Annotated in this window: 26 protein-coding genes and 1 tRNA gene; 17 read left to right on the forward strand and 10 right to left on the reverse strand. The window is 69.8% G+C overall.

Going from position 1 to position 24,494, the window contains the following annotated elements:
* Positions 1 to 6: 6 nt before the first annotated feature.
* On the reverse strand, positions 7 to 474 hold the full coding sequence (locus L0965_RS04900) for a hypothetical protein (RefSeq protein ID WP_060959908.1): 468 nt from the start codon (positions 472 to 474) through the stop codon (positions 7 to 9).
* Between the two features lie 145 nt (positions 475 to 619).
* Between L0965_RS04900 and L0965_RS04905 the strand changes: the two genes are divergently transcribed.
* Together L0965_RS04905 and ispD are read left to right on the forward strand one after the other, a co-directional pair.
* Entirely contained in the window at positions 620 to 1,102 is a 483-nt protein-coding gene (locus L0965_RS04905) for a CarD family transcriptional regulator (RefSeq protein ID WP_023954865.1), read from the forward strand.
* A gap of 48 nt (positions 1,103 to 1,150) precedes the next feature.
* Positions 1,151 to 2,341, forward strand: coding sequence for a 2-C-methyl-D-erythritol 4-phosphate cytidylyltransferase (gene ispD / locus L0965_RS04910; RefSeq protein WP_101305845.1), 1,191 nt, complete (start codon positions 1,151 to 1,153; stop codon positions 2,339 to 2,341).
* 28 nt (positions 2,342 to 2,369) lie between these two features.
* Here ispD and L0965_RS04915 read toward each other — a convergent pair whose 3' ends face one another.
* The gene (locus L0965_RS04915) at positions 2,370 to 2,843 is read right to left on the reverse strand and encodes a GNAT family N-acetyltransferase (RefSeq protein ID WP_101305846.1); all 474 of its coding nucleotides are present in this window, start codon (positions 2,841 to 2,843) and stop codon (positions 2,370 to 2,372) included.
* Between the two features lie 57 nt (positions 2,844 to 2,900).
* On the opposite strand from L0965_RS04915, the gene cysS reads away from it, so the two are divergent.
* The 3 genes from cysS to L0965_RS04930 are packed head-to-tail and all read left to right on the forward strand — an operon-like array spanning position 2,901 to position 5,957.
* The gene (gene cysS, locus L0965_RS04920; protein ID WP_101305847.1) at positions 2,901 to 4,304 is read left to right on the forward strand and encodes a cysteine--tRNA ligase; all 1,404 of its coding nucleotides are present in this window, start codon (positions 2,901 to 2,903) and stop codon (positions 4,302 to 4,304) included.
* Positions 4,297 to 5,289 (forward strand): 23S rRNA (guanosine(2251)-2'-O)-methyltransferase RlmB, encoded by a 993-nt coding sequence (rlmB, locus tag L0965_RS04925; RefSeq protein ID WP_101305848.1) that lies wholly within the window; start codon positions 4,297 to 4,299, stop codon positions 5,287 to 5,289. Before cysS ends, rlmB begins: the two co-directional genes overlap by 8 nt.
* Before the next feature lie 29 nt (positions 5,290 to 5,318).
* Positions 5,319 to 5,957, forward strand: a complete 639-nt coding sequence (locus L0965_RS04930; protein ID WP_060959904.1) for an NAD(P)-dependent oxidoreductase — start codon at positions 5,319 to 5,321, stop codon at positions 5,955 to 5,957.
* Positions 5,958 to 6,039: 82 nt separating this feature from the next.
* Here the strand turns inward: L0965_RS04930 and L0965_RS04935 are convergent, their stop codons facing one another.
* Positions 6,040 to 7,350: a DUF4032 domain-containing protein gene (locus tag L0965_RS04935; RefSeq protein WP_060959903.1), complete on the reverse strand. Its 1,311-nt coding sequence runs from the start codon at positions 7,348 to 7,350 to the stop codon at positions 6,040 to 6,042.
* A gap of 87 nt (positions 7,351 to 7,437) precedes the next feature.
* On the reverse strand, positions 7,438 to 8,538 hold the full coding sequence (locus L0965_RS04940; RefSeq protein ID WP_060959902.1) for an ABC transporter ATP-binding protein: 1,101 nt from the start codon (positions 8,536 to 8,538) through the stop codon (positions 7,438 to 7,440).
* A gap of 246 nt (positions 8,539 to 8,784) precedes the next feature.
* Between L0965_RS04940 and L0965_RS04945 the strand changes: the two genes are divergently transcribed.
* The 4 genes from L0965_RS04945 to L0965_RS04960 all read left to right on the forward strand — a co-directional run bounded on the left by L0965_RS04945 (position 8,785) and on the right by L0965_RS04960 (position 11,076).
* Positions 8,785 to 9,729 (forward strand): thioredoxin domain-containing protein, encoded by a 945-nt coding sequence (locus L0965_RS04945; protein WP_101305849.1) that lies wholly within the window; start codon positions 8,785 to 8,787, stop codon positions 9,727 to 9,729.
* Positions 9,730 to 9,764: 35 nt separating this feature from the next.
* Positions 9,765 to 9,837: transfer RNA gene (locus L0965_RS04950), tRNA-Thr, on the forward strand.
* 102 nt (positions 9,838 to 9,939) lie between these two features.
* Entirely contained in the window at positions 9,940 to 10,155 is a 216-nt protein-coding gene (locus L0965_RS04955; protein WP_157831571.1) for a hypothetical protein, read from the forward strand.
* Between the two features lie 378 nt (positions 10,156 to 10,533).
* The gene (locus L0965_RS04960) at positions 10,534 to 11,076 is read left to right on the forward strand and encodes a barstar family protein (RefSeq protein ID WP_198553682.1); all 543 of its coding nucleotides are present in this window, start codon (positions 10,534 to 10,536) and stop codon (positions 11,074 to 11,076) included.
* A gap of 115 nt (positions 11,077 to 11,191) precedes the next feature.
* Here L0965_RS04960 and L0965_RS04965 read toward each other — a convergent pair whose 3' ends face one another.
* The 4 genes from L0965_RS04965 to L0965_RS04980 form a co-directional block, all read right to left on the reverse strand.
* Positions 11,192 to 11,434 (reverse strand): hypothetical protein, encoded by a 243-nt coding sequence (locus L0965_RS04965; protein WP_101305851.1) that lies wholly within the window; start codon positions 11,432 to 11,434, stop codon positions 11,192 to 11,194.
* Positions 11,435 to 11,442: 8 nt separating this feature from the next.
* Positions 11,443 to 12,363: a hypothetical protein gene (locus tag L0965_RS04970; RefSeq protein WP_101305852.1), complete on the reverse strand. Its 921-nt coding sequence runs from the start codon at positions 12,361 to 12,363 to the stop codon at positions 11,443 to 11,445.
* A gap of 319 nt (positions 12,364 to 12,682) precedes the next feature.
* The gene (locus tag L0965_RS04975) at positions 12,683 to 13,387 is read right to left on the reverse strand and encodes a metal-dependent transcriptional regulator (RefSeq protein WP_198553683.1); all 705 of its coding nucleotides are present in this window, start codon (positions 13,385 to 13,387) and stop codon (positions 12,683 to 12,685) included.
* A gap of 10 nt (positions 13,388 to 13,397) precedes the next feature.
* On the reverse strand, positions 13,398 to 14,657 hold the full coding sequence (locus L0965_RS04980) for a sodium:proton exchanger (RefSeq protein WP_232784003.1): 1,260 nt from the start codon (positions 14,655 to 14,657) through the stop codon (positions 13,398 to 13,400).
* A gap of 397 nt (positions 14,658 to 15,054) precedes the next feature.
* On the opposite strand from L0965_RS04980, the gene L0965_RS04985 reads away from it, so the two are divergent.
* The gene (locus L0965_RS04985) at positions 15,055 to 15,711 is read left to right on the forward strand and encodes a hypothetical protein (RefSeq protein ID WP_232784004.1); all 657 of its coding nucleotides are present in this window, start codon (positions 15,055 to 15,057) and stop codon (positions 15,709 to 15,711) included.
* Here the strand turns inward: L0965_RS04985 and L0965_RS04990 are convergent.
* Complete coding sequence (locus tag L0965_RS04990; protein WP_101305855.1) at positions 15,708 to 16,652, reverse strand: LysR family transcriptional regulator; 945 nt, start codon at positions 16,650 to 16,652, stop codon at positions 15,708 to 15,710. The two genes, L0965_RS04985 and L0965_RS04990, sit on opposite strands and share 4 nt — an antisense overlap.
* Positions 16,653 to 16,756: 104 nt before the next feature.
* On the opposite strand from L0965_RS04990, the gene L0965_RS04995 reads away from it, so the two are divergent.
* Genes L0965_RS04995 through L0965_RS05025 form a run of 7 tightly spaced genes read left to right on the forward strand, consistent with a single transcriptional unit; the run spans position 16,757 to position 23,442 of the window.
* Complete coding sequence (locus tag L0965_RS04995) at positions 16,757 to 17,785, forward strand: amidohydrolase family protein (RefSeq protein WP_060959874.1); 1,029 nt, start codon at positions 16,757 to 16,759, stop codon at positions 17,783 to 17,785.
* A 10-nt stretch (positions 17,786 to 17,795) separates the two neighbouring features.
* A complete protein-coding gene (gene ligK, locus L0965_RS05000) occupies positions 17,796 to 18,488 on the forward strand; it encodes a 4-carboxy-4-hydroxy-2-oxoadipate aldolase/oxaloacetate decarboxylase (RefSeq protein ID WP_060959873.1) in 693 nt (230 codons plus the stop codon).
* A 3-nt stretch (positions 18,489 to 18,491) separates the two neighbouring features.
* Positions 18,492 to 19,460 carry an amidohydrolase family protein gene (locus L0965_RS05005; protein WP_101305856.1) on the forward strand — a complete coding sequence of 323 codons (969 nt, stop codon included), beginning with the start codon at positions 18,492 to 18,494 and terminating at the stop codon, positions 19,458 to 19,460.
* Position 19,461: 1 nt separating this feature from the next.
* On the forward strand, positions 19,462 to 20,814 hold the full coding sequence (locus tag L0965_RS05010) for a protocatechuate 4,5-dioxygenase subunit alpha/beta (protein ID WP_060959871.1): 1,353 nt from the start codon (positions 19,462 to 19,464) through the stop codon (positions 20,812 to 20,814).
* Positions 20,811 to 21,767, forward strand: coding sequence for a Gfo/Idh/MocA family oxidoreductase (locus L0965_RS16715; protein ID WP_198553684.1), 957 nt, complete (start codon positions 20,811 to 20,813; stop codon positions 21,765 to 21,767). Before L0965_RS05010 ends, L0965_RS16715 begins: the two co-directional genes overlap by 4 nt.
* Positions 21,764 to 22,738, forward strand: a complete 975-nt coding sequence (locus L0965_RS05020) for an aldo/keto reductase (protein WP_223848869.1) — start codon at positions 21,764 to 21,766, stop codon at positions 22,736 to 22,738. The genes L0965_RS16715 and L0965_RS05020 overlap by 4 nt, the downstream gene beginning before the upstream one ends.
* Positions 22,735 to 23,442, forward strand: coding sequence for a substrate-binding domain-containing protein (locus L0965_RS05025; protein ID WP_101305857.1), 708 nt, complete (start codon positions 22,735 to 22,737; stop codon positions 23,440 to 23,442). Before L0965_RS05020 ends, L0965_RS05025 begins: the two co-directional genes overlap by 4 nt.
* Before the next feature lie 10 nt (positions 23,443 to 23,452).
* Here the strand turns inward: L0965_RS05025 and L0965_RS05030 are convergent, their stop codons facing one another.
* On the reverse strand, positions 23,453 to 24,484 hold the full coding sequence (locus L0965_RS05030) for a Gfo/Idh/MocA family protein (RefSeq protein ID WP_198553685.1): 1,032 nt from the start codon (positions 24,482 to 24,484) through the stop codon (positions 23,453 to 23,455).
* Positions 24,485 to 24,494 lie beyond the last annotated feature (10 nt).

Raw genomic sequence — 24,494 nt, forward strand, 5'->3', positions numbered from 1 at the left:
CGGCGATCAGCTCGCGGGGACGAAGTCGGCGAGGTAGGAGAGCGTGCCGTCGAGGACGGGCACGCGATCCTCGACCGCTTCACCGGTGCCGGACTGGAAGGACACCTTCACGTCGGTGCCGGGCTTCGAGGACAGCCCGGTGAACAGCAGCGGGTCGGCGCCGTCGAAGCCCAGGCTCACGGTGGAGCGCGCGGGCACGCGCACGCGCTGCGTGGTGCCGTCGACGCCGACGAGCAGGCTCTCGGCGCTGTCGGTGTCGTTGACGATCGCCGCGAGGAAGTTGGCTTCGGTGCCGTCCTCGTTCGCGACGAAGAGGGCGTTGCGCACCTTCAGCGGCTCCGAGTGGGCGATGTTGACGCCCTCCGCGGGGGAGTAGGTGATGGTGGTGGCCTGCGGCGAGATCATGCTGCAGCCGGCCGTGGAGAGGACCACAACGGCGGCGAGGGCGACGGACGCGAGACGGCGCGTGTTCACGGATCCTCCTGGACGAGTCGGTGTGTCCTCATTCTATGCCGGGAGCCGGCGCCGCCCCCGCCGCCCGGCGGCTCGGCCCCGAACCGGCGAACCTTAGCGTATGTCGCCTGTGGTATTCTGGACTTTGCCGAAAGGACATAACTGCATGCTTTTTGAGGTTGGCGAGACGGTCGTCTATCCGCACCACGGGGCCGCGACGATCATCGAGGTCAAGGACCGGATCATCAAGGGCGAGACCAAGAAGTACCTGAAGCTGAACGTGACGCAGGGAGACCTCATCATCGAGGTCCCTGCCGACAACGTCGACCTGGTCGGCGTTCGTGACGTGATCGGCAAGGACGGTCTCGAGCGGGTCTTCGACGTGTTGCGCGCGCCGTTCACCGAGGAGCCCACCAACTGGTCCCGCCGGTACAAGGCGAACCTCGAGAAGCTCGCCTCCGGCGATGTGATCAAGGTGAGCGAAGTGGTGCGCGACCTGTGGCGCCGCGATCAGGACCGCGGCCTCTCGGCGGGTGAGAAGCGCATGCTCGCCAAGGCACGTCAGATCCTCGTCTCGGAGATCGCTCTCGCGCTGAAGGCCGACGAGGACCACGCCTCGGGCGTGCTCGACGAGGTCCTCGCGAGCTGACCGCCGCGCGGGCTCGCCCGCGCGGACGCGGCTCGGTAGGGTCGCGATGTGAGTTCCGAACTTCTTCCCGTCCCGCACGTCGCCGTCATCGTCGTCGCCGCGGGCTCCGGCCAGCGTCTCGGCGTCGGTGTGCCGAAGGCCTTCGTCGGACTCGATGAGCACACCGTGTTGCGTCATGCCCTCGACGGCGTCTTCGCGGCGCCGGCCGCTCAGGTGATCGTGGTCGCACCCGCCGACCGTGTCGGCGATGCGCTCACGGACGCACTCGCCGCGGCCGGCCCCCGCCGTGACCTGGTCTCGGTGGTGGCCGGCGGCCCGACGCGGCAGGCCTCGGTGGCGGCCGGTCTGCATGCCGTGTGGCCCGACGTCGAGCGGGTGCTCGTGCACGACGCAGCCCGCGCGCTCACGCCGCCGGAGGTCTTCTCCCGCGTGATCGACGCGCTCGAGCACGGGAAGGACGCCGTCCTGCCGGTGCTGCCGATGGTCGACACCGTCAAACGGGTCGCGGGCGAGGCCGTGCGCGAAGCCGTCGACCGGTCTGACCTCGCGACCGCGCAGACCCCGCAGGGCTTCTCGCGCACCGTCATCGATGCGGCCTACGCCGCGGCATCCGCCGATCACACCGACGACGCCGCGCTCGTCCAGAGCGCCGGCACCGCCGTCTGGACCGTGGCCGGCGACGAACGGGGCTTCAAGATCACGACGCCGGCAGACCTCGACCGTGCTCGCGCACTCCTCGGCGCCCGTCCTGCCGGCACCGTGGCGGCGGCGCTGCCCCGCGTCGGGATCGGCACCGACGTGCACGCCGTCGGCGGCGAGGGCGAGCTCTGGCTGGCGGGACTCGCCTGGCCGGGCGAGCCCGGACTGCAGGGTCATTCCGACGGGGATGCCGTGGCCCACGCGATCGTCGACGCCGTGCTCGCCGCCGCCGGCCTGGGCGACATCGGCACCCACTTCGGCACCGACCAGCCGGAGTACGCGGGTGCCCACGCGGCAGTCTTCCTCGCACGGACCCGCGCGCTCGTCGCCGAGGCCGGCTACGCGGTGGGTAACGTCTCGGTGCAGGTGCAAGCGCGCCGGCCGCGCTTGTCCGCACGTCGGGCGGAGGCGGAGAGCGTGCTGTCGGCGGCGCTCGGCGCCCCTGTCACGGTGTCGGCGACGACGACCGACGGACTGGGATTCACGGGCACGGGCGAGGGCGTCGCGGCGTTCGCCGTCGCGGTCGTCGTCCCCCGCTGAGCGGTGGACGGGCGCGACTCCCGCGGTGCTAGATCTCCCGCGTCATGAACGTCGAGAACGGGTCGAGCACGTAGTCGTCGAACGGGCCGCACACGACGAAGCCCTCGCTGGCGTAGAGGTGCCGCGCCGCGGCGAACTCCTCGGTCGTGCCCGTCTCCAGCCACAGGCTCGACATCCCCGCTGCGGCCGCCTCGGCCATGATGTGGCGGAGGAGCGCACGACCGACCCCGCGGCCCAGGAACCGCTCGGCGGTGCGCATCGACTTCAGCTCCCCGCGGTGCGGGTCGCGCCGCTTCAGTGCGCCGATCCCGGCGATCTCGCCGGCGATCCACGCCGACCAGAACGAGACGGCCGGGTCGCGCAGCGCGTCGATGTCGAGCGCGTGGACGCTGCAGGCGGGCGACGCGGCGTGCATCCCGCTGAGGTGGGCCGCGACCAGAGCACGCGTGGCCTGCCCGGTGAGGTCGTCGGGGCGGATGAGGATGTCGTCGGGGGCGTTCATCGTCCGCCAGTGTCCCACGCCGCCGTCCGTCGGCGCCCGCGCCGGTAGGCTGGAGCGGTGACGGTCCGGCTCTACGACACCCAGGTGCAGGCGTTGCGCGACTTCGCCCCGCAGGATCCGGCGAACGTCACCATGTACGTCTGCGGTCCGACGGTGCAGTCGGGTCCCGGCATCCATCATCTGCGTGCCGCTCTCGCGTTCGATCTGCTGCGGCGCTGGCTGGGGCGACGGTTCGGCCGGGTCACCTTCGTGCGCAACGTCACCGACATCGACGACAAGGTGCTGCAGAACGCGACGGCCGACGAGCCGTGGTGGGCCCTCGCCTACCGCATGGAGCGCGAATTCGGCCAGGCGTATTCCGCCATCGGCATCCTGGCGCCGACCTACGAGCCGCGGGCGACCGGGTCGATCCCGCAGATGCAGGAGCTCATCGAGACCCTCATCGCGCGCGGGCACGCCTACGCCGCCGCCGGCGACGTCTACTTCGACGTGCGATCGTGGCCGTCCTACGGGGCACTCACGCATCAGAGCATCGACGCGATGGAGCCCGCCGCCGACGCGGATGCGCGCGGCAAGCGCGACCCGCGCGACTTCGCGCTCTGGAAGGGCGCCAAGCAGGGCGAGCCTGCGGATGCCGTCTGGCACAGTCCCTGGGGGCCCGGTCGTCCCGGCTGGCACATCGAATGCTCCGCGATGAGCAGGCGCTACCTCGGCGCATCGTTCGACATCCACGGCGGCGGCATCGACCTGCGCTTCCCGCACCACGAGAACGAGCTCGCCCAGTCCACGGCGGCCGGCGACGCGTTCGCCCGCTACTGGGTGCACAACGGGCTCGTCACCGTCGGCGACCAGAAGATGTCGAAGTCGCTCGGAAACCATCTGCTGGCGGCCGATGTCCTCGCCGAACGCGATCCGCTCGTCGTCCGCTACGCGCTGGGCGCCGCCCACTACCGCTCCACGCTCGATCTCACCTCCGCGTCGTTCGACGACGCCGAGGCGGCCCTCGATCGGATCCGTACCTTCCAGCAGCGCGCGACCCGCGTGCTCGGGACCCCGACCCCGCTCGTCGTCGCCGACCTGCCGGAGGCCTTCGCCGCCGCGATGGACGACGACCTCGGCGTTCCGCAGGCGCTGGCCGTCGTGCACGAGACCGTGCGGGCGGGCAATGCGGCCCTCGACGCCGGCGATCGGGATGCCGCCGCGCGCGCGCTCGTCGAGGTCGGGCGGATGACCGGCGTGCTCGGCATGAACCCCGCGGACCCGCGCTGGCGCGGCGACACCGACGACGCACAGGGCCGTGCGCTCGACAGCCTGCTGCAGGCGATGATCACCCAGCGCGCCGAGGCGCGCGCGAACAAGGACTGGGCGAGCGCCGACCGCCTCCGCGATGCGATCGCGGCGGCCGGCGTCGTCCTCGAAGACGGTCCCGACGGGACCCATTGGAGTCTGAACGATGGCTAAGCCGGGCAACCCCTCCGCGGGCAAGGGCAAGAAGAAGGGCCCGCTCAAGGGCACGGGCGGTCACGGGCGCAAGGCGCTCGAGGGCAAGGGGCCGACCCCCAAGGCCGAGGACCGCAGCTGGCACGTCGCCGGCAAGCGCAAGGCCGCGGCCGAGCGCTACGCGGCCGCGGGCGGCAAGGGACGGCCGGGACAGAAGCCGGGGCCGTCGCGCGCCCCGAAGGCGAAGGTGGGCGACGACACCGAGAACGTCACCGGGCGCAACTCCGTGCTGGAGGCGCTGCGGGCGCGCATCCCGGCCACCGCCTTCTACATCGCGCAGCGCGTCGAGATGGACGACCGCGTCAAGGAGATGCTGTCGATCGCGACCCAGCGCGGCATCCCGGTCATGGAGGTCACGCGGCCCGAGCTGGACCGCATGGCCGGCTTCGACGGCGTGCACCAGGGCGTCGCCCTCAAGGTGCCGCCGTACGAGTACGCGCACCCGCAGGACCTTCTCGAGCAGGTGATCGCCACGGGCCAGACCCCGCTGCTGGTCGCGCTCGACGGCGTGACCGACCCGCGCAACCTCGGCGCGATCATCCGCTCCACGGCGGCCTTCGGCGGCCAGGGCCTGATCATCCCGCAGCGTCGTTCCGCGGGCGTCAACTCGGCGGCGTGGAAGACGAGCGCCGGAGCCGCCGCCCGCGTTCCGGTCGCCATGGCACCGAACCTCACGACGACCCTGAAGGAGTTCAAGAAGCAGGGCGTGTTCGTCCTCGGTCTCGACGGCGGCGGAGACGTCGCCCTGCCGCAGCTCGAGCTCGCCGACCGCCCCGTCGTCATCGTCGTCGGCTCCGAAGGCAAGGGCCTGTCCCGCCTGGTGACGGAGACCTGCGACCAGATCGTCTCGATCCCGATCTCTTCGGCCACCGAGTCGCTCAACGCCGGCATCGCGGCATCCGTCGCGCTCTACCAGGTCGCCACCATCCGCGCCGCGTCCGAGTGACGCGGAGTCGAACGAAAGGATCGCTCCACATGGCCATCATCGCTGTTCTGGGAGGCACCGGCTTCGCCGGCCGTCACATCGTCTCGGAGGCCGTCGACCGCGGGCACACCGTCCTGTCGGTGTCGCGCTCCGTCGCCGCCGACCGCGTTCCGGGCGCCACCTACATCGAGGGCACCCTGCTCGACATCCCCGGCCTCGTCGCGCAGCTGGAAGGCGTCGACGTCGTGGTCAGCACGGTCGCTCCGCGCGGTGCGATGGAGGGACTCGTGCGCCCCAACCTCGAGGCCCTCAACACGGTGCTGCCGGAGAGCGTGCGGCTGGGCGTCGTCGGCGGCGCGGGCGGAAGCCTCGTGGCACCGGGCGGTCAGCGCGTGATCGACCTGGGCTTCCCCGAGGAGTTCAAGGCCGAGGCCCTGGAGATGATCGGCGTGCTGGAAGACCTGCAGGCCGAGCAGACCGGCCGCGACTGGTTCTTCATCCACCCGGCCGGCGGCTTCGGCGCGTTCAACCCGGGTGAGCGGACCGGACGCTACCGCGACGGCGGCGACGTCCTCGTCACGGATGCCGAGGGGGAGTCGTTCATCTCCGGAGCCGACCTCGCCGTCGCCATCCTCGACGAGATCGAGAACCCGAAGCACGTCCGCGAGCGCTTCACCGTCGGCTACTGACGGGCGGGGGCGTTTCGACGCGGCGCTGCGCGCCGCGCTCAACGGACGGGGTTCGACGGGCGGGGTTCGACGAAACGCCGCGTCAGACGAGATCGCGCCAGTCGACGTCGTCATCCTCGTCGTCGTCGATCGTGCCGATCGCCGCGGTGATCACCGGAATGGCCATCGTCTCCGTCGGCGGACCCATGACGGTGGCCTCGTCGCGGCGGTGACGCAGCACATCGTCGATGTAGGACGAGACGACCTCCGCGATGGGAACCGACTGTCCGCGCGCCTGCGACATGTACCAGCGGTGCTCGAGCACCTGGTGGAAAACCTCGGCCGGCTCGAGCTTCGCCCGCAGATCCCACGGGATCGCCTTGATGACGGGCTCGAAGACGCGGGTCAGCCACTCGTGCGCGACCATCTCCTCGTCCGAGCCCAGCCGCGACACGCGTGCGCGGAACTCGTCCATGTCGTTCAGGAGCCGCCGCGCCTGGTTCTCCTCGACGTCCAACCCGGTCAGGCGCAGAAGGCGGCGCTGATGGTGCCCCGCGTCGACCACCTTGGGCTGGATCGACACGCTCGTACCGTCGGACGTGGTGCGGATCGACATCTCGCCGATGTCGAAGCCGAGGTCGTTCAGGCGCTTCACCCGCTCGGTGATGTGCCAGGCCTCGCCCGCCGCGAAGCTCTCCTTGTCGGTGAGGGCCGCCCACAGCGAATGATACGACGACATGATGCCGTCGGCGATGGCCACGGCATCCACCCCGCCCTCGAGCCGTCCGCCGGCTTCGAGGTCCATGATCTCGCCGGCGATGTTCGTGCGCGCGACATCGAGGTCGTGCTCGCGCTGGCCGCGCGTGAGGCCGCCCTCATGCAGCTCGCCGGTCTCGGCGTCGACGAGGTAGGCGGCGAAGGCTCCGGCATCCCGGCGGAACAGGGTGTTGGAGAGCGAGACGTCTCCCCAGAAGAAGCCGATCGTGTGCAGGCGCACGAGCAGAGCCGCGAGGGCGTCGACGAGACGCCCGGCCGTGTCGGGGCGCAGCACCTGGGTGAACAGCGCGCGGTAGGGGAGGGAGAACTTGAGGTGGGCCGTCACCAGGGCCGCCGGCAGCGGCTCGCCCTTCGGCGTGCGGCGGCCGTCGATGACCGCGACGCGTTCGACGCAGGGGACGTCGAGGCGGCCGAGCGAGCCGAGCATGTCGTACTCACGACGGGCCATCTCTCCCGTGGTCTCCTTGACGGCCACCACACGTCCGGACAGGTCGGCGAAGCGGACGAGGTGGCGGGACAGGCCCTTCGGGAGCGAGACGATCGTGTCTTTGCCCCACTCGTCGAGAGGAGTGGACCAGGGCAGGGCGAGCAGGCCCGCGTCGACGCTGCTCGCAGTGATCGTGAGGGAGTGGACCACGCCGGTCTTCGCTTTCGTCGGGGGATACGACGCGGCGCGGGGGCCGGTTCGCTGAACCGGAGCCACCCGCGCCGCGTCGTCGTCGGATCAGGCCGAGGCGATGGCCTTCTTGGTGAGGCGCTCGCCGGACTCGATGTCGAACGCGTGCACGTGGTGCGGCACGGGGGCGAGGACGACCGTCTCGCCGGCGTTCGGGTGGCTGCGACCGTCGACGCGCGCGACGATGTCGGTGCGCTTGCCGGCGATGTCGGTGTGGCCGTAGAGGTAGCCGTCCGCGCCGAGCTCCTCGACGAGGTCCACCGTGACCGACAGGCCGAGGCCGTCGGCGGGGTTCACGATGATGTCCTCGGGGCGGATGCCGGCCGTGACCTGCGTCGCGCTCGTCGGGCGGTCGATGTCGGCGTCGACGACGGCGGTGCCGAACTGGATGCCACCCGCGCTCGCGAGGTCGACCGGGAACAGGTTCATCGCGGGCGAGCCGATGAAGCCGGCGACGAACACGTTGTTCGGCTTCTCGTAGAGGTCGCGCGGCGTGCCGACCTGCTGCAGGAGGCCGTCCTTGAGCACGGCGATGCGGTCACCCATCGTGAGGGCCTCGGTCTGGTCGTGCGTGACGTAGACCGTGGTGACGCCGAGGCGACGCTGCAGCGACGCGATCTGCGTGCGCGTCTGCACGCGCAGCTTGGCGTCGAGGTTCGACAGCGGCTCGTCCATGAGGAAGACCTGGGGCTGGCGGACGATGGCGCGACCCATCGCGACGCGCTGACGCTGACCACCCGAGAGCGCCTTCGGCTTGCGCGTCAGGTACTCCTCGAGGTCGAGCAGCTTGGCGGCCTCGAGCACGCGCTGGGCGCGCTCTTCCTTGCCGACGCCGGCGATCTTCAGGGCGAAGCCCATGTTCTCGGCGACCGTCATGTGCGGGTACAGCGCGTAGTTCTGGAAGACCATCGCGATGTCGCGGTCCTTCGGCGGGATGTCGGTGACATCGCGGTCGCCGATGAGGATGCGGCCCGAGTTGACCTCTTCGAGGCCGGCCAGCATGCGCAGCGAGGTGGACTTACCGCAACCGGAGGGGCCGACCAGGACCAGGAACTCGCCGTCGGCGACCTCGAGGTTCAGCTTGTCGACCGCGGGGCGGGTGCCGCCGGGGTAGAGGCGGGTTGCGTTGTCAAAGGTGACGGACGCCATGTTTTCTTCTCCTTCACCGGCAGGTACGTGCCGGACGATCCGTAGTGATGGAATGAGCGGGGGCTTGACCCGCACGCCCTTCGGTGGACGCGCTCTCAGTATCGCACGTTCTCGCGGGTGAGGAGGAGGCTCCGTCTGGGCATTTCCCAGGCTGGCTGACTAGCATCGAGGCATCGCCCAGCCCCGTCCGCGACGATCGCGACGTGTGGCGGCACGCACCCCGAGCTGCTTCTCTCAGAAGGTCCCATGTCCCACGACGACACTCCGAACGAGCCCACGCCTGCCGGCCGCCGCGATGCGGTCCGCGAGAAGGCGCAGCTCGTGCACGCCAAGCAGTCGCGTGTCCGACTCGTCCAGCGGTTCGCGCTGGCGGTCGGAGTCGCGGCCGCGGTGGTCGTCGTCGCGGTGGCCGTGTCGTGGGCGATCCGGTCCAACGACGACCGTCCGCAGCTCCAGCCCGCCGATGCGACCGCAGACGGCTTCGCGGTCACGTCCGTCTCGGTGACATCGTCGGGTGATGAGATCGACGGCGCCACCCCCGAGCCCACCGCTGCGGCCGAGCCGGGCGCGACGCCGGCACCGAGCGCCTCGGCATCCGTCGTCAACATCCACGTCTACGTCGACTACCTCGCGCCCGCCGCGCGCCAGTGGCAGCTCGCGAACGCCCAGCAGCTGTCGTCGTGGGTCTCGGACGGTGCCGCGACGCTGACCTACCACCCGGTGTCGATGCTCACCGCGAAGTCGAACGGGACCAAGTACTCGCTGCGCGCGGCGAGCGCCGCCGCGTGCGTCGCAACCCTCGACCCCGCGAAGTTCTTCAGCTTCAACAATGAGCTGCTCACCCGCCAGCCCGCCGTCGACTCGGACGGGTTCTCCAACAAGGAGCTCGCCGACATCGCGCAGGCCAACGGGTCGGACGACCCCAAGAAGCTGCGCGAGTGCATCGAGACGGAGTCGTACTCGGCGTGGGTGAAGGGCGCGACGGAGCGTGCGATCAGCAGCATCCCGGGCACCGACGGTCTCACGCTGACGGGCACGCCGATGGTCGTCGTCAACGGCCAGCAGTACGTCGGCGACATGTCGGATGCGGCCGAGTTCTCGCAGTTCGTCCTCACGAGCGCGAGCGGGTCGTACTACAAGTCGCAGACCGCGACCCCGACGCCTTCCCTCACGCCGACGAAGGCGCCGTAAGCGGCCCGGACCGCTGGCTAGACTGGAGCGGCCCCGCCGGCTTGGCGCAATTGGTAGCGCACCGTACTTGTAATACGGGGGTTGCAGGTTCAAGTCCTGTAGCCGGCACCGTTTTCTGACACCCTGACCAGCTGACTTCCGCGATCCTCGCGGGTGGGTGTGGTTGGCGGGTTCGCCTGCTCGCCTGTTCGAGATGGCTAGGTTGTTGTCGTGGCAAGGACGAGGAGAAGGCGCGGCGCGTGGCTGACGATGCTCGGCGGCTTCGGCATCCTCCTGATCGCCATTCTCGCCGGTTTCAATCCTTCATACGGTCCCCTTTACGCCCTTTGGTTCGGATGGATCGCCCCGGTGCTCATTCTGTTCGGCGCTGTCACCTTGGCGAGAGGATCGGGCGGTCACGACGATGATGAGGACCCGGATGCGTGATCGGCGTTACCCCCCGATCCGGCGCCATCCCGTTTTCGACCTCTGACCGAGTGCCAGCATGTCTCGAACTTCGGTTCGGTGCAGAAAGTCAGTTGATCAGAAGACCGCCACGGTAATTCGGGGGTTGCAGGCTCACATCCTGCGGCCTGCGCTTTTATAAGCCCTGACCGGCTGACTCCTTCGCCCTACCGTGCTCGAGATGTAGGGTCTGGGGTATGGATGCCGCCTCGTTCATCATGGGCGCCTCCGTGGCGTCAATCGTCTGGATCTCGATCGGGGTCTTCGTGACTCGGCGCGGCGGCGACTCCGGGGATGTCTGAGCGCCAACGGCGGATCTGGAAGTCCGGTGTCGGCGGATCACGCTCGAGGAGTGGCGGAGTGACAAGTCTTGCGGAACCGGTCCACGAGGGCGCTGGCACCGCATTCGTGACACTTGCTGGTCAGCGTAAAGAAGTCGCGAAGGCCAGGTGGAACTGGAACACGGAATTGGGGCTCGCGGTGCGAGTCGTGCGCGGGCGGAAGATGAGAGTATTGGCGGGCGTGTTCAACGAGTTCGCGGCCGCGCTACAATTTCCGACGTACTTTGGAGAGAACAAAGCCGCGTTCGACGAGTGCATCCGTGAGGCGGACGAGTTTTCTCGTGATGCGGGGCTAGTCGTTCTCCTAACGGAGCCGGATCAGATACTGGCCGATGAGCCGGTGGAGTCTCTGAGCTGGTTGATTTGGACGCTCGAGGCTGCTGCTGTGGAGTGGGGAATGCCGATCGCATTGGGAGAATGGTGGGACCGCCCGGCTCTTCCCTTTCACGTAGTTCTCGCCGGTGACGATCCCACAATCGCGGACTCGACCTCACGATGGGAGGCGGCCGGTCTCTCGCGTCCCGGTACGGTGGATGCGACTGGAGAGATCAGCTCGTTGTGATGTCCAGCGGCGTTGTCGCGTGCATCGCTGTTGAGTCAGGAGGCAGCGGACCATTTTCACGGGCGCCGCCTCAAGGCGGCGCCCGCGTGTTGCTTCTCAGGGGTGGGATGGTGCCCTAATCATCGCCGGCGTCTCGTTGGGCTCCGCGCGTGATGTCGCGGTCCAGCCAGACGGAGCCGAGGTAGACGACGAAACCGAAGATCCCGATTCCGAGGATAGGGAACACCCACCACGGTACGAACTGCTCGGTGAGGATCGTGAACAGATAGAACGCGAGCCAAATCCCTACGAATATCAGGATGCGGGGAACGGTCTTGAACAGCGCTTGTGCTGCCTGGAGGCTGAGAACTCTTCTCATTCTCGTCCTTACCTGCAGTAGCTGTCTTTGTACTCAACGCCGCCCAGGATGCCCGGACCGATAAGGACCTGGAGGCAGTTGCCATTACCGTAGAAGGCTCCAGCCTTTGCGGTCAAGACGGCAAGGCTTACCGCGCAAGGCCCCGCAACGGCAATGCCGGCAACGCCGCCGATGGTCCCGCACAGTGCGAGCTTTGAGGGCAGGGACCCGTAGCGCATGTTGTATGTCTCACTCCGGTTGAGTTTCACGGTGGGGACGATACCCATCCAGGCGAATTGCGGGTCGGCCACCACGGGGTAGGCGATACCCGGGCCTGAGTGGTCCACGTATTGGACCAGCTTGTCGCCCTCTACGGCGTAGTGAGTCGGTACATCCAAGCCGTTCGAGTCTTTCGCCCAGGCTGGAAGGATCATCACCACGGGATTGCCGTCCTCATTGAAGACAGCCGCCGCTCCTCCGCCGACTTCCTTGAGGGCTCCGCCCGCGGGGACGTCTATCGAGTACTCGTACCGGGCCGGCGCATTCGGGCCCGCGATCGTGGTGAGCATCTGGACGCCCTGTTCCGAAGCGATGACGGAGTTGCTGAACGCTCGGGCCGAGTAGGTGACGGTTCCGTCAGCGAGAGGAACGCCGTCTTCAGCCGCGCTCGCCCCCGGAAGCCCGATCTTCAGATCGACGCCCTCGATCGCGACGGTCACTCCGTCCGCAGGGTCAGCCGGGATATGCACCGTCGCCGCCGTGAGATCGGTGGTGCCCAGGCCGGCTCCGTCCGCGGGCGTGAGCTTGAGGCTCCCGTCGATTCCAGCCAGCGCCGCCGCCGTGCCGTCTGTTGAAGAGATGTCCCCCTCCGCCGCATTTGCGGGCGCTGCCATGCCTGCGCTGATCAGAATCATCGCGGCCGGGATAACCAGGAGGATTTTTTTCTTCATCTGGGCAACGTATCCGGGGTGCTGCTCACAGTGACAGCGACTTTGGTCTACTCGTGTGTCCCGCCCGGGTGTAATTGTGATTCTTTCGTGTCAAATTTCGGGTCTCTCGGGCGCTGAGCGGCTTTCGTAAACTCGCACGATGACGGAGGCATCATGGGCGAATTCTTGCCCGTGCGAGCGCGGGCCTCTGACGTGACATCTGACCATTCTGACTCGGTCGCCCCGAGTATGGTCCGCACGTGCGACCGGTGGGTGCGGCCTGATCTGATGTACCCACCGATGCCCCGCCCTATCGGCGCAGTGTCACGGCGAGAAGGGCTCAGCGTGGCCGGTCGCGCTCTTCGGTCTCGCCGCCGTCGGCCGGGACGACTCGTACGTGTGCGGCGGCTTCGGCCGTCAGCTCGCGCCGGTCGTCTCCGATCGTGACGACGAGGGCGCCGGCGGCGAGCGAGTGGTGGATGACGGTCAGGGTCGTACCAAGGGCGATGCGTTTGTCGGTGAGGTAGCGCAGCACGTCGGCATGGCGGTCGGAGATGCGGATCACCGTGACGCGTTCTCCCGTCGCGACCTGCGTGAGAAGCCGCGAGTCCACGGTGGCGACGGATCCGTCGCGGGCCGGTATCGGGTCGCCGTGCGGATCGAACGTCGGGTGGCCGAGCACCTCGTCCATGCGATCCAGGACGAGGTCGGACACCGCGTGCTCGAGGCGGTTGGCCTCGTCGTGCACCTGGTCCCAGGTGAGCCCGAGCCGTTCGGTCAGGTAGGTCTCGATGATGCGGTGCCGACGTACGATCTCGACGGCGACCGTGCGACCCGCGTCGCTGAGGGCGATCGAGCCGTAGGGCTCGTAGGCGATGAGGCCGTCGCGGGCGAGCTTCTTCAGGTTCGCCGACACGGTCGACGCGGTGACGCCCAGGGCGGCGGCCATCTCCGTCGTGGATGCGGACGTTCCCGGCCACTCGTGGGCCTTCCAGATGAGGGTCAGATAGTCCTCGGCCATGCGGCTCACGACGGGTTTCGACATTCCCGTCATCCTAGGCAGTCGCGCGTTGCGGGGGGAGGGATGCCGCATCCGACGTGCGCGCCGACGGTCGACGGAACGGAGCCGAGAGCGTGACCAGGAGGTGTCGGCGGTGCACGAACAGCACCACGATCGCGGCGGACGCGTGGATCGCGCTCAGCACGTAGCGGCCGCCGGCGTCGGTCACGAAGAATTGCACCGCGAACAGCGCCGCCAAAGACAGGGCCGACCAGAGGTGGAAGCGCAGCGCGAGGATGATCGCGACGCCGAGGAGGGTCTGGGTCGCCGTCAGGACGAACTCTTCGACCTGGCGGGCATCGAGGGCGAGGGCGAGGTCTCCGCCGCCGAAGAAGTGGGCGATGGGGAGCGATCCGACCAGAAGGCTCCATTGGTTCACCTTCGACGCGATCAACGTGCCGATCGCGGCTGCCCCCATGCCGCGAAGAGCGAACATCACGGCGATGATGAACTCCGGCGCTTCCGAAGCGAGGGGAGCAAGCCACTGGACGAGGAAGTAGCTGTCGATTCCGAGCGTGCTGCCCGACGCGACGAGCGCCTCGGCGAACGGCTCGGCGCAGGCGAGGATGATCGCCGCCGACACGACGAACAATCCGACGACCGTGGCGCGCCGAGCCCGCCTCGGCAGATCGACGATGAGCGCGGCCGCGCCGACGAACTCCTCCTCGCCGTCGGACGGGACCTGCCCGGCGCGCCAGAGGTACGCGATGAACACGGCGATCAGGACGACGCCGAACCAGATCGGGATGGCGCCCAGGAGCGGAATCGCGAAAGCCGTGAGGGCGAGGAGTGCGAGGAAGCCGATGTCGAGGCGACTCTCCGACGGCAACGCGAGGAATCGCGGCGCCCGGGCGCCGGTCCGGCGCGCGGCCCGGCTCGCGACGATGATCCCGACGATGACCACGAGCGGCCACCCGAAGCCGAGCAGCAGCCGGTTCGACCCGGTCATGTTCGCGGCGGCGAACGGAAGGTAGGCGGCATCCGACCCGGAGCGGAACGCGTAGTAGAGGTCCACCGCGTATTCGGGCAGCACCGCGATGAGGGCGAGGATGGCGATGGCGAGCGCTCCGGAGATGTCCTTCTGCGCCGCTTCGGCGGCCCACGCGAGAAGGAATGCGGCGGCGACCACGGCAGCGCCGAAGATGAGCATGTCGAGCACGGGCACGGTGTGGGTGCCGGTCATGCGCAAGCCGATGGCCGGGGCGGCGATCGCGAGGCATACCGTGATCCGCAGGATGAGGGCAGGGGGCATCATCGTCTTTCCGTCGGGGCGACCGAGGAAGGACCACGGCCGCGACAAAGGGCCGAAGGTCTCGTTCGCCTCGAGAGTCGAGGTGCTGCGCCGGACGGATCATCGTGATCGTCAGCATGTCGACGCAGACGCGCCCGCAGAGCCGGGCGGAACTACTCCCCTTCGCCTCTGAGCCTTCCCGTCGCGCCTCGGGTGTGTCTACGGGCACCTGAGAGTTGGACGCGTCACACACGTTCGCACGGGGTGCGGGTGTGACGCCCGCGCGGCGTCGGCGGGTGGTCGGCGGTGGGCCGCAGTCGATAGTGTGGGGGCGTCGCACCGCGCATCGCGGTGCCACGGCCCGGCCCAGAGGTGGCTCCCGTCGTGCGGGGGTTTCAGGTTCGAATCCTGTCGCCGGCACGTGTCTCAGCCGCAACCCACGCCCGCGACCGCATGGGCGACCTCGTCGCCCGAGCGGGTGGCGGACGTGCTCGAGCAGACGTCCGCGCGGTGGTGGCTCTCGGGCGCGGCGGCACTCGACCGCTGGCTGGGAGAGACCATTCGCCCGCGCACGAACCTCGACGCGAGCACGACGGCGCGCGAGCTCCCGGCCCTGATCGCCGCGCTTCCCGACGGCCACAGCGTGTGGGTGTCGGGCGACGAGGGCGAGTTCGTGCCGTGGGAGCGGATCGCCGCGGATGCGGACGTGCAGCGGGTGCTCGTGCACGACGACGCGCGTGGACAGTGGCTGCTGCGACTCAACGTGGAGGACGGCTCGGACCGGGCGTGGCTGTACCGGCGCGACTCGCGCCTGCAGCTGCCGTGGGATGCGGCGGTCCTCGACCTGGACGGCATCCCCACGGGAGCTCCGGAGGTGCAGCTCGTGTGGAAGGCGCTGCGTCCGCGGCCGGAGGACGACCTCGACAAGGATGCCGTGCTGCCCCACCTGTCGGAGGAGAAACGGTCTTGGTGGCAGCGGGCCATCCTCACCATCCATCCCCACTCCACCTGGGCGATCCACGTGCGCAGTCCGCTGACCCCGGCCAAATCCAGCTGGAACCGGGGGCGGGCCGTCTAGTCCTCGAGCGGTCGCCGGTCGGGCTCTGCGGAGTGACCCGGCTCGTACTCGCCGGAGGTCACGGCGGTGAGCACGAGTGAGCGGAACCAGCGCTGCGCCGGCGTGAGGCTCGCCTCGCGCCGACTGTAGAGGGCGACCGGGGAGCTCTGCGCAGGCCACGGCAACTCGGCGATCCGCAGCTCGGGGAACCAGCCGCAGAAGACCTCGGCGACGTGTCGGGGCAGCAGCACGACGAGGTCGGTGGCGGAGAGCACCGCCGGGACGGTGGCGTACTCGACGACGCTGAGCGCGACCTGGTCGATCAGGCCCTGCTCGGCCAGCGACTGCTCGGGGAAGATGTGCCCGCCGCGCGAGGAGACCTGCACGAAGCGTCGCCCGGCGAACATGTCCGCACCCGTCTCGGGGAGCGGGTGGGCGCGCGAGGAGAGGGCGACGTACTCGACGCTGCGCACCCGCGAGCGCCACAGCCGCGCGCTCACGAGGTGCGAGACGGAGATGGCGACGTCGACGGTGCCCCGCACCAGCTCGTGCTCGACGTGGTCGGCGTCGACGCGCTCCACGCGCAGCCGCGGATGAGCGGCGGCCCGCTCGAGGCTCGCCATGATCGGCGGCAGGAACGTCTGCTCGCCGATCGAGGTGAGCCCCAATGCCAGTTCTCCGCTGAAGGATGCCGGATCGAACACGTCGGCCTCGCTCACGGCCGCGTCGATCTGCGCCAGCGCCTCGTGCAGCGGCGCGAACAACGCGGTCGCACGCGCGGTGGGCACCATCGCGTTCGCCTCGCGTCGGAAGAGCACATCGCCGAAGCGCTCGCGCAGGCGGGCGAGCGTGTAGCTGACCGTCGGCTGCGTCACGTGCAGCCGGTCGGCGGTGGCCGTCAGGCTGCGCAGCTCGTACAGCACGACGAACGTGCGCAACTGGTTCAGGTCGGGAAGCGACATCTATAGAGGATATCGATAGATGTCTTACGCAGAATCTATTGGACCGCAGTGACGGCGCTGGCTACCGTCGCTGTAAGGCAACATCCGAACGGCGAGGACCAGCGTTGATCATCGACATCCACGGCCACTACACGACGGCACCGGCACAGCTGGGCGCCTGGCGCGACCTGCAGATCGCCTTCGCGGCCGGCGAGGGGGCGGAGCCGGACCCGGCCGCGCTGCGGATCTCCGACGACGACATCCGCGAGACGATCGAGGCGAACCAGCTGCGGCTCATGGACGAGCGCGGCAGCGACGTCACGGTGTTCAGCCCGCGGGCGTCGTTCATGGCGCACCACATCGGCGACGCGACGGTGAGCGCCACGTGGGCGCGCATCTGCAACGACCTCTGCGCGCGCGTGAGCGCGCTCTTCCCCGACCGGTTCCTGATGGGGGCCATGCTGCCGCAGTCGCCCGGGGTCGACCCGGCGACGACGATCGACGAGCTCACCCGGGCCGTGGAAGAGCTCGGCGCGGTGACCGTCAACCTCAATCCCGATCCGTCGGGCGGACGGTGGGACGCGCCGCCGCTCACCGACCGCTCCTGGTATCCGCTGTACGAGAAGCTCGTCGAGTTCGAGATCCCGGCGATGATCCACGTGTCCACGTCGTGCAAGCCCCAGTTCCACACGACCGGGGACCACTACCTCGGCGCCGACACGACGGCGTTCATGCAGCTGCTGAAGGGCGACCTCTTCCGCGACTTCCCCGACCTCACCTTCGTGATCCCGCACGGCGGCGGCGCCGTGCCCTATCACTGGGGCCGTTTCCGGGGCCTCGCCATGGCGCTGGGCAAGCCCGAGCTCGAGGAGCACCTCCTCGGCAACGTGCTGTTCGACACGTGCGTCTACCACCAGCCCGGCATCGACCTGCTCACCCGCGTCGTGCCGACCGAGAACATCCTCTTCGCGAGCGAGATGATCGGCGCCGTCCGCGACGTCGACCCGCGCACGGGCCACTACTTCGACGACACCCGGCGCTACGTGGATGCCACGCCCACCCTGACCGCGCCGCAGCGGGAGCAGGTCTTCGAGGGCAACGCGCGCCGCGTCTACCCCCGCATCGATCGGGCCCTCGCAGCCCGCGGTCTCTGAAAGGCACCCCATGCGTCTGAACGATCTCGGACTGGTCCGCACCGTCATCGACCGCCCCGATCCCGCCGACGTCGAGCGGCTCTCGCACTTCGGCGTCGCGACCGTCCACGAGGCGATGGGGCGGGTCGGGCTGCTGCGCCCCTACATCCGCCCCGTCTACACGGGCGCGACGCTGTGCGGTCCGGCGGTCACCGTGCTGCTGCAACCGGGCGACAACTGGATGTTCCACGTCGCCGCCGAGCAGGTGCGGCCCGGTGACGTCATCGCCGCCGGCTGCACCACCGAGAGCGAGGACGGGTTCTTCGGCGAGCTGCTGGCGACCTCGCTCGCCGCCCGCGGCTGCGCCGGCCTGGTGATCGACGGCGGCGTGCGCGACGTCGCCGACCTCGAGCGGATGGACTTCCCGGTCTTCTCCCGCGCCATCAACGCGAAGGGCACCGTGAAGGCGACGCTGGGCTCCGTCAACGTCCCGGTGGTCGTCGCCAACGCCCTCGTCAATCCGGGCGACGTCATCGTCGCGGACGTCGACGGCGTCGTCGTCGTCCCGCGGGCGCTGGTCGGCGCGGTGGCCGACGCCGCGGCCGCCCGCGAGGCCAACGAGGAGAGCAAGCGGCAGCGGTTCCGCGACGGCGTCCTGGGGCTCGACCTGTACGGGATGCGCGAGCCGCTGGCCGCGGCCGGCCTGGAATACGTGGAGGACTGAGAGATGACGGCATCCGACGCGGCCGTGCGGCACGGACAGACTACCGGCGGGTTCGAGAAGACCCCCGGCTGGCTCGACTGGTTCGACGGTCCCCGCACCCCCGCCTTCGTCCTGCCCGCCGGTGCCGTCGACGCGCACTGCCACGTGTTCGGCCCCGGTGCGCAGTTCCCGTACGCGCCGCAGCGCAAGTACACCCCGTGTGACGCCTCGGCCGATCAGCTCTTCGCCCTGCGCGACCACCTCGGTTTCGCGCGCAACGTCATCGTCCAGGCCACCTGTCACGGCGCCGACAACCGTGCTCTCGTCGACGCGCTCGAGCGGGCCGGCGACCGGGCGCGCGGTGTCGCGACGGTGCGGGCCGACGTCGGCGACGACGAGCTCGCCGCCCTGCACGCCGCGGGCGTGCGCGGCGTGCGCTTCAACTTCGTCAAGCGGCTCGTCGACACCGTTCCCACCGATGCGCTCTCGCGCATCGTCGAGAAGGTCGCGCCGTGGGGGTGGCATGTGGTGATCTACTTCGAAGCCCAGGACCTCCCGGACCTGTACGACTTCTTCAGCGCCATCCCGACGGACGTCGTCGTCGACCACATGGGCCGCCCCGATGTCACGAAGGACGTCGACGGCGAGGAGTTCGGGCTGTTCCTACGCTTCCTGCGCGAGAACGCCAACGTGTGGACGAAGGTCAGCTGCCCGGAGCGGCTGAGCGTCACCGGCCCCCGTGCCCTCGACGGCGAGCAGCACGCCTACACCGATGTCGTCCCCTTCGCCCGTCGCGTCGTCGAGGAGTTCCCCGACCGCGTGCTGTGGGGCACCGACTGGCCCCATCCCAACCTGAAGGACCACATGCCCGACGACGGACTGCTGGTCGACTACATCCCGCAGATCGCGACCACCGCCGAGCTGCAGCGCAAGCTGCTCGTCGACAACCCGCTGCGGCTCTACTGGCCCGAACTCTCACGCGAAGGAGCATGACATGGCACTCGACAAGCCCTACCAGAAGATCCCCGGCACGATCATCTTCGACGCCGATCAGGCGCGCAAGGGTTATCACCTCAACCAGTTCTCCATGTCGCTGATGAAGCCCGAGAACCGCGAGCGCTACCTCGCCGACCGCGAGGCGTACCTCGACGAGTGGCCGCTGTCGCCCGCCCAGCGCCAGGCCGTGCTCGACCTCGACCTCAACGCGATGATGGCCGAGGGCGGCAACATCTACTTCCTCAGCAAGATCGGCGCCACGCACGGCATGAGCTTCCAGCAGATGGCCGGCTCGATGACCGGCATGAGCGAAGCGGCCTACCGCGACATGATGGTCGGCGGCGGCCGGCGCCCCGAGGGGGCGCGGCTGAAGGATCTCGACGGGTGGACGCCGCCGTCGACCGAGAAGGCCGAGACGATGCGCGAGGACGCGCCCGCGAGGTTCACCTCGGCCCTGTTCACCTCCCACGTCCCGGCGATCGGTGCGGCCATGGACCACGGCAAGACCGAGGAGCCGTACTGGAAGAAGGTGTTCGCCGGGTACGAGTGGACGCGGCGCTGGGCGAAGGAGAACACGCCCGACGTGATCATCCTGGTGTACAACGACCACGCCACCGCGTTCGACTCGAACATCATCCCGACCTTCGTGCTCGGCACCGGCGCCCACTATCCGGTGGCGGACGAGGGCTACGGCCCCCGGCCGGTGCCCGACGTGAAGGGCTATCCCGAGCTCGCCGCGCACATCGCCCAGTCGGTCATCCAGGACGATTTCGACCTCACCCTCGTCAACGAGATGGTCGTCGACCACGGCCTGACCGTCCCGCTGTCGCTCGTCTTCGGCGACGTCGACGAGTGGCCGTGCCGCGTCATCCCGCTGCCGGTCAACGTCGTCCAGTACCCGGTGCCGTCCGGGCGCCGGTGCTACGAGCTGGGCAAGGCCATCCGCCGCGCCCTGGACAAGTGGGACGGTGAGCCGCTGAACGTGCAGATCTGGGGCACCGGCGGCATGAGCCACCAGCTGCAGGGCCCGCGCGCAGGGCTGATCAACGAGGAATGGGACAACGCCTTCCTCGACCACCTCATCGCCGACCCGCTGGGTCTGACGGAGTGGTCGCACATGGAGTACGTCGACGAGGCGGGGTCGGAGGGCATCGAGCTCGTCGACTGGCTCATCGCGCGCGGCGCGATGGACGACCAGTTCGGCGGCGGTGCGCCGGACGTGCAGCACCGGTTCTACCACGTCCCGGCATCCAACACCGCCGTCGGCCACCTCGTCATCTCGAACCCGACGGCGCCCGCACCGGTACTGTCTCAGAGCGAGAGCCGTCCCGTCGAAGAGGTACCCGCGTGAGCGCCGAGAAGATCCGTATCGCCGTCGTGGGTGCCGCCGGCGCCTTCGGGAGGAAGCACCTCGACGGCCTCATGAACATCCCCGACGCCGAGGTCACGGTCGTCAGCGGCACCGACCCCGGGGCGACCGAGGCGGTCGCGCGTCAGTACGACGTCGCCACGGCCGTGACCGGCCTGGACGCCGTGCTGGAGCGCGACGACGTCGACGCCGTCATCCTCGCCACCCCCACGGGTCTGCACGCGGCGCAGACGCAGGCGGTGCTGGCGGCCGGCAAGCACGTCCAGGTCGAGATCCCGCTCGCCGACTCGTTGGCCGATGCCGAGGAGACGCTCGCGGCGGCGCTCGCCTCGGACCGGGTGTCGATGGTGGGGCACACGCGGCGCTTCAACCCGTCGCACCAGTGGATCCACCAGCGGATCGCCGCCGGGGCGTACGACATCCAGCAGATGGACGTGCAGACCTACTTCTTCCGGCGCACGAACACCAACGCGAAGGGCGAGCCGCGCAGCTGGACCGACCACCTCCTGTGGCATCATGCGGCCCATACGGTGGATCTGTTCGGCTATCAGGCGGGCAGGATCGTGCAGGCCCACGCGATCCAGGGGCCGTTGCACCCGGAGCTCGGGATCGCGATGGACATGTCGATCCAGCTCAAGGCGGAATCCGGCGCGATCTGCACGCTGTCGCTCTCGTTCAACAACGACGGGCCGTTCGGCACCTTCTTCCGCTACATCGGCGACACCGGCACCTACGTCGCCCGCTATGACGATCTCGTCGACGGCAACGAGACGCCGATCGACGTCTCGCACGTCGCGGTGAGCATGAACGGCATCGAACTGCAGGACCGGGAGTTCATCGCGGCGATCGGGGAGGGGCGCGAGCCGAACTCGTCGCTGCGTCAGGTGTTCGACTGCTATCGCGTGCTGGGGATGCTCGAGGAGCAGCTCGCGTGACCCTCGCCCGCGTCGGTCTCGGCTGCATGCCGCTCAGTCACGCCTACGGGGTCGCGCCGCCCGTGGAGGACGGCGTCGCGTTCGTGCGGCGCGCGCTGGATGCCGGGGCCGCCTTCCTCGACACCGCGACGCTCTACGGCGGCGGACGCAACGAGGAGCTCGTCGGTCGCGCCATCGCGGGACGTCGCGACGAGGTGCTGCTGGCGAGCAAGGGAGGCATGGCGATCGTCGACGGCGTGAAGCGGATCGACGGACGCCCCGAGACCCTCCGCGCCCAGGTGGATGCGTCGCTGCGCCGGCTCGGGGTCGATCACATCGACCTGTACTACCTGCATCGGTGGGACAAATCGGTGCCGATCGGGGAGAGCGTGCACGCCCTCGCCGGCGCCGTCGCGAGCGGCAAGATCGGCGCCATCGGGCTGTCGGAGGTGTCGGTCGCGCGGCTGCGCGAAGCGCAGCAGGCGGCGCCCATCGCCGCGGTGCAGAACGAGTACTCGCTGTGGAGCCGCAACCCGGAGCTCGGGATGCTGCAGGCCACACAGGAGGACGGGATCGTCCTGGTGGCCTTCTCGCCGGTCGCTCGCGGCTTCCTCGCCGATGCGATCCGCGACCCCGACCTCCTGCCCGACGGCGACATCCGCCGCGCGATGCCCCGCTTCCAGGGAGAGAACTGGTCGGCCAACGCCGCGCTCCTGCCGGCGTGGCGGCGCCTCGCCGCCGAGAGCGGATACACGCCGGCCCAGCTCGCGCTGGCGTGGGTGCTCTCGCGCGGCCCGCACGTCGTGGCGATCCCGGGGACGACGCGTGCGGACCATCTGCGCGACAACCTCGATGCGGCCGACCTCCGCATCGCCCCCGACATCCTCGACCGTGCGAGCGCGCTGATCGACACCGCGACCGTCGCGGGGGCGCGGTACAACGACCGCGGCGCGGCAGAGGTGGATGCCGAGACGTTCGAGGATGCCGCGTGAAGGCGATCTCGTCGATGGCGACCCGGCACGTGCTCGCCGACCTCGCCGCCGCGGCGGAGGCGGCCGGTCTGCCGGCCGTGGAGCTCGAGTCCGTCGGCGGAGTGGATGCCGGGCGCCGCGTCGCGGCGGGGGAGAGGGTCGACCTCGTGTTCCTGGCGGACGACGCGTTGCGCGCACTCGCGCGGGACGGCCATGTGCGCGCCGACACGGTGACGCCGCTGCTGCTGTCCCACGTGGCGGTGGCCGTCCCCGCACCCGAGGATGCCGTCGCCGTCGCGACCGGTCGGCCCGCCTTCGACGACGTCGCGGCGCTGCGTGACGCGCTGCGCGGGGCGCGGCGGATCGGCTACTCGACCGGTCCGAGCGGGGTGGCCCTCGTGGCGCTGATCGCCGAACTGGGACTCGACGACGAGCTGCGCGATCGCCTCGTCCAGGCGCCGCCCGGCATCCCCGTCGCCCGCCTGCTGCGCGAACGCCGCGTCGACCTCGGCTTCCAGCAGGCGAGCGAGCTCGTCGGCGAGCGGGGAGTGCGTCTGCTCGGCGCCCTGCCCGCCGCCGTCGCCATCGACACCGTGTTCTCCGGGGCGGTCGCGACTGCCGCGACCGCCCCCGAGGACGCTGCCGCGGTGCTGGCCGCCTTCGGCGATGACACCGCCGCCGCCCTCATCGTGTCGCACGCCTTCGACGTCCCCGGCGGGCACTGAGCGGCGCGCCTCACACCGCGCGCACCGTCGCGGTCGTCCCGGTCGCGACGGCCCGCGCGACGGCATCCATCACCGCGAGGTTTCGGGCGCCTTCGCGCGCACTGACGAGAGGCTCCGTCCGGCGTGCGACGACCTCGCCGAAATGGCGCAGCTGCCGGACGTATGGGCTCGTGTCGCCGTCCTCGACGCGCCGATCGGCGGGCTGCGGGTGCATCCGGTTCGTCCAGGTGCGCTCGCCGTCGTGGCGCCACACCTCCAGGGTCGGCAGCGTCAGCGACGCCTCGACGCCGCCGACACGGTGCGAATCGACCGGATGGGCGGGGAAGCGCGGCGAGTCGCCGGCCGTCAGATCCCAGCTCCACGGCCCCGCGACGGTGTCGGAGACGATGAGGGTGCCCAGTGCCCCCGAGTCGAACGCGAACGCGAGCGCGCCGGTGTCCTCGACCTCCAGGCCGCGGGTCGCGGTGGAGGCGAGGGCCGTCACCGCGGTGATCTCGCCGACGAGGTAGCGGAGCAGATCGATCTCGTGGATCAGGTTGATCAGGAACGTTCCGCCGGTGCCGGCCGTGCGGTGCCAGGCGATGTCGAAGTAGTCGTCCGGCTTGGCGAGGAACGAGGTGACGCTCACGGCGACGAGGCGTCCCAGGGTTCCGGCCGCGATGATCTGCTTCGCCCTCGCGGCGACCGGATGATGGCGCCGGTGATGCCCGACGAGGACCGGCACGTCGGCGGCATCGGACGCCGCGACGAGGGTCAGGGCGTCGGCCAGGTCGACGGCGACCGGCTTCTCGACGAGGACGGGGATGCCCGCGGCGATGAAGTCCAGCGCCTGGGGAACGTGCAGCTCGTTCGGCGTGCCGATGATGGCGGCGTCGGGTCGTTCCGCTTCGATCAGCGTCCGATGGTCGCGGTGGTGCCGCGTCCCGTACCGCTCGGCGACGAGCCCGGCCGCGTCGAACGGGTCGGCGATGCCGGCGAGGTCGAACCCGGCGGTCGCGGCGATCGTGTCGGCGTGCGTGCGCCCGATCGCGCCTGCTCCCACGAGCGCGACC

Origin of the sequence: Microbacterium sp. NFH-22A-Y (assembly GCF_021401375.1) — a bacterium.
GTDB lineage: Bacteria > Actinomycetota > Actinomycetes > Actinomycetales > Microbacteriaceae > Microbacterium > Microbacterium hominis.

Bases quoted from the DNA above. Each gene is read 5' to 3' on its own strand.
- L0965_RS05010 (WP_060959871.1), top strand. From the start codon at position 19,462: ATGGCACTCGACAAGCCCTACCAGAAGATCCCCGGCACGATCATCTTC.
- L0965_RS04980 (WP_232784003.1), bottom strand. From the start codon at position 14,657: ATGATGCCCCCTGCCCTCATCCTGCGGATCACGGTATGCCTCGCGATC.
- L0965_RS04970 (WP_101305852.1), bottom strand. From the start codon at position 12,363: ATGAAGAAAAAAATCCTCCTGGTTATCCCGGCCGCGATGATTCTGATC.
- L0965_RS04915 (WP_101305846.1), bottom strand. From the start codon at position 2,843: ATGAACGCCCCCGACGACATCCTCATCCGCCCCGACGACCTCACCGGG.
- L0965_RS04945 (WP_101305849.1), top strand. From the start codon at position 8,785: ATGTCCCACGACGACACTCCGAACGAGCCCACGCCTGCCGGCCGCCGC.
- L0965_RS04965 (WP_101305851.1), bottom strand. From the start codon at position 11,434: ATGAGAAGAGTTCTCAGCCTCCAGGCAGCACAAGCGCTGTTCAAGACC.
- L0965_RS04975 (WP_198553683.1), bottom strand. From the start codon at position 13,387: ATGTCGAAACCCGTCGTGAGCCGCATGGCCGAGGACTATCTGACCCTC.
- L0965_RS05005 (WP_101305856.1), top strand. From the start codon at position 18,492: ATGACGGCATCCGACGCGGCCGTGCGGCACGGACAGACTACCGGCGGG.
- L0965_RS04990 (WP_101305855.1), bottom strand. From the start codon at position 16,652: ATGTCGCTTCCCGACCTGAACCAGTTGCGCACGTTCGTCGTGCTGTAC.
- L0965_RS04940 (WP_060959902.1), bottom strand. From the start codon at position 8,538: ATGGCGTCCGTCACCTTTGACAACGCAACCCGCCTCTACCCCGGCGGC.
- rlmB (WP_101305848.1), top strand. From the start codon at position 4,297: ATGGCTAAGCCGGGCAACCCCTCCGCGGGCAAGGGCAAGAAGAAGGGC.
- L0965_RS04930 (WP_060959904.1), top strand. From the start codon at position 5,319: ATGGCCATCATCGCTGTTCTGGGAGGCACCGGCTTCGCCGGCCGTCAC.
- ligK (WP_060959873.1), top strand. From the start codon at position 17,796: ATGCGTCTGAACGATCTCGGACTGGTCCGCACCGTCATCGACCGCCCC.
- L0965_RS04905 (WP_023954865.1), top strand. From the start codon at position 620: ATGCTTTTTGAGGTTGGCGAGACGGTCGTCTATCCGCACCACGGGGCC.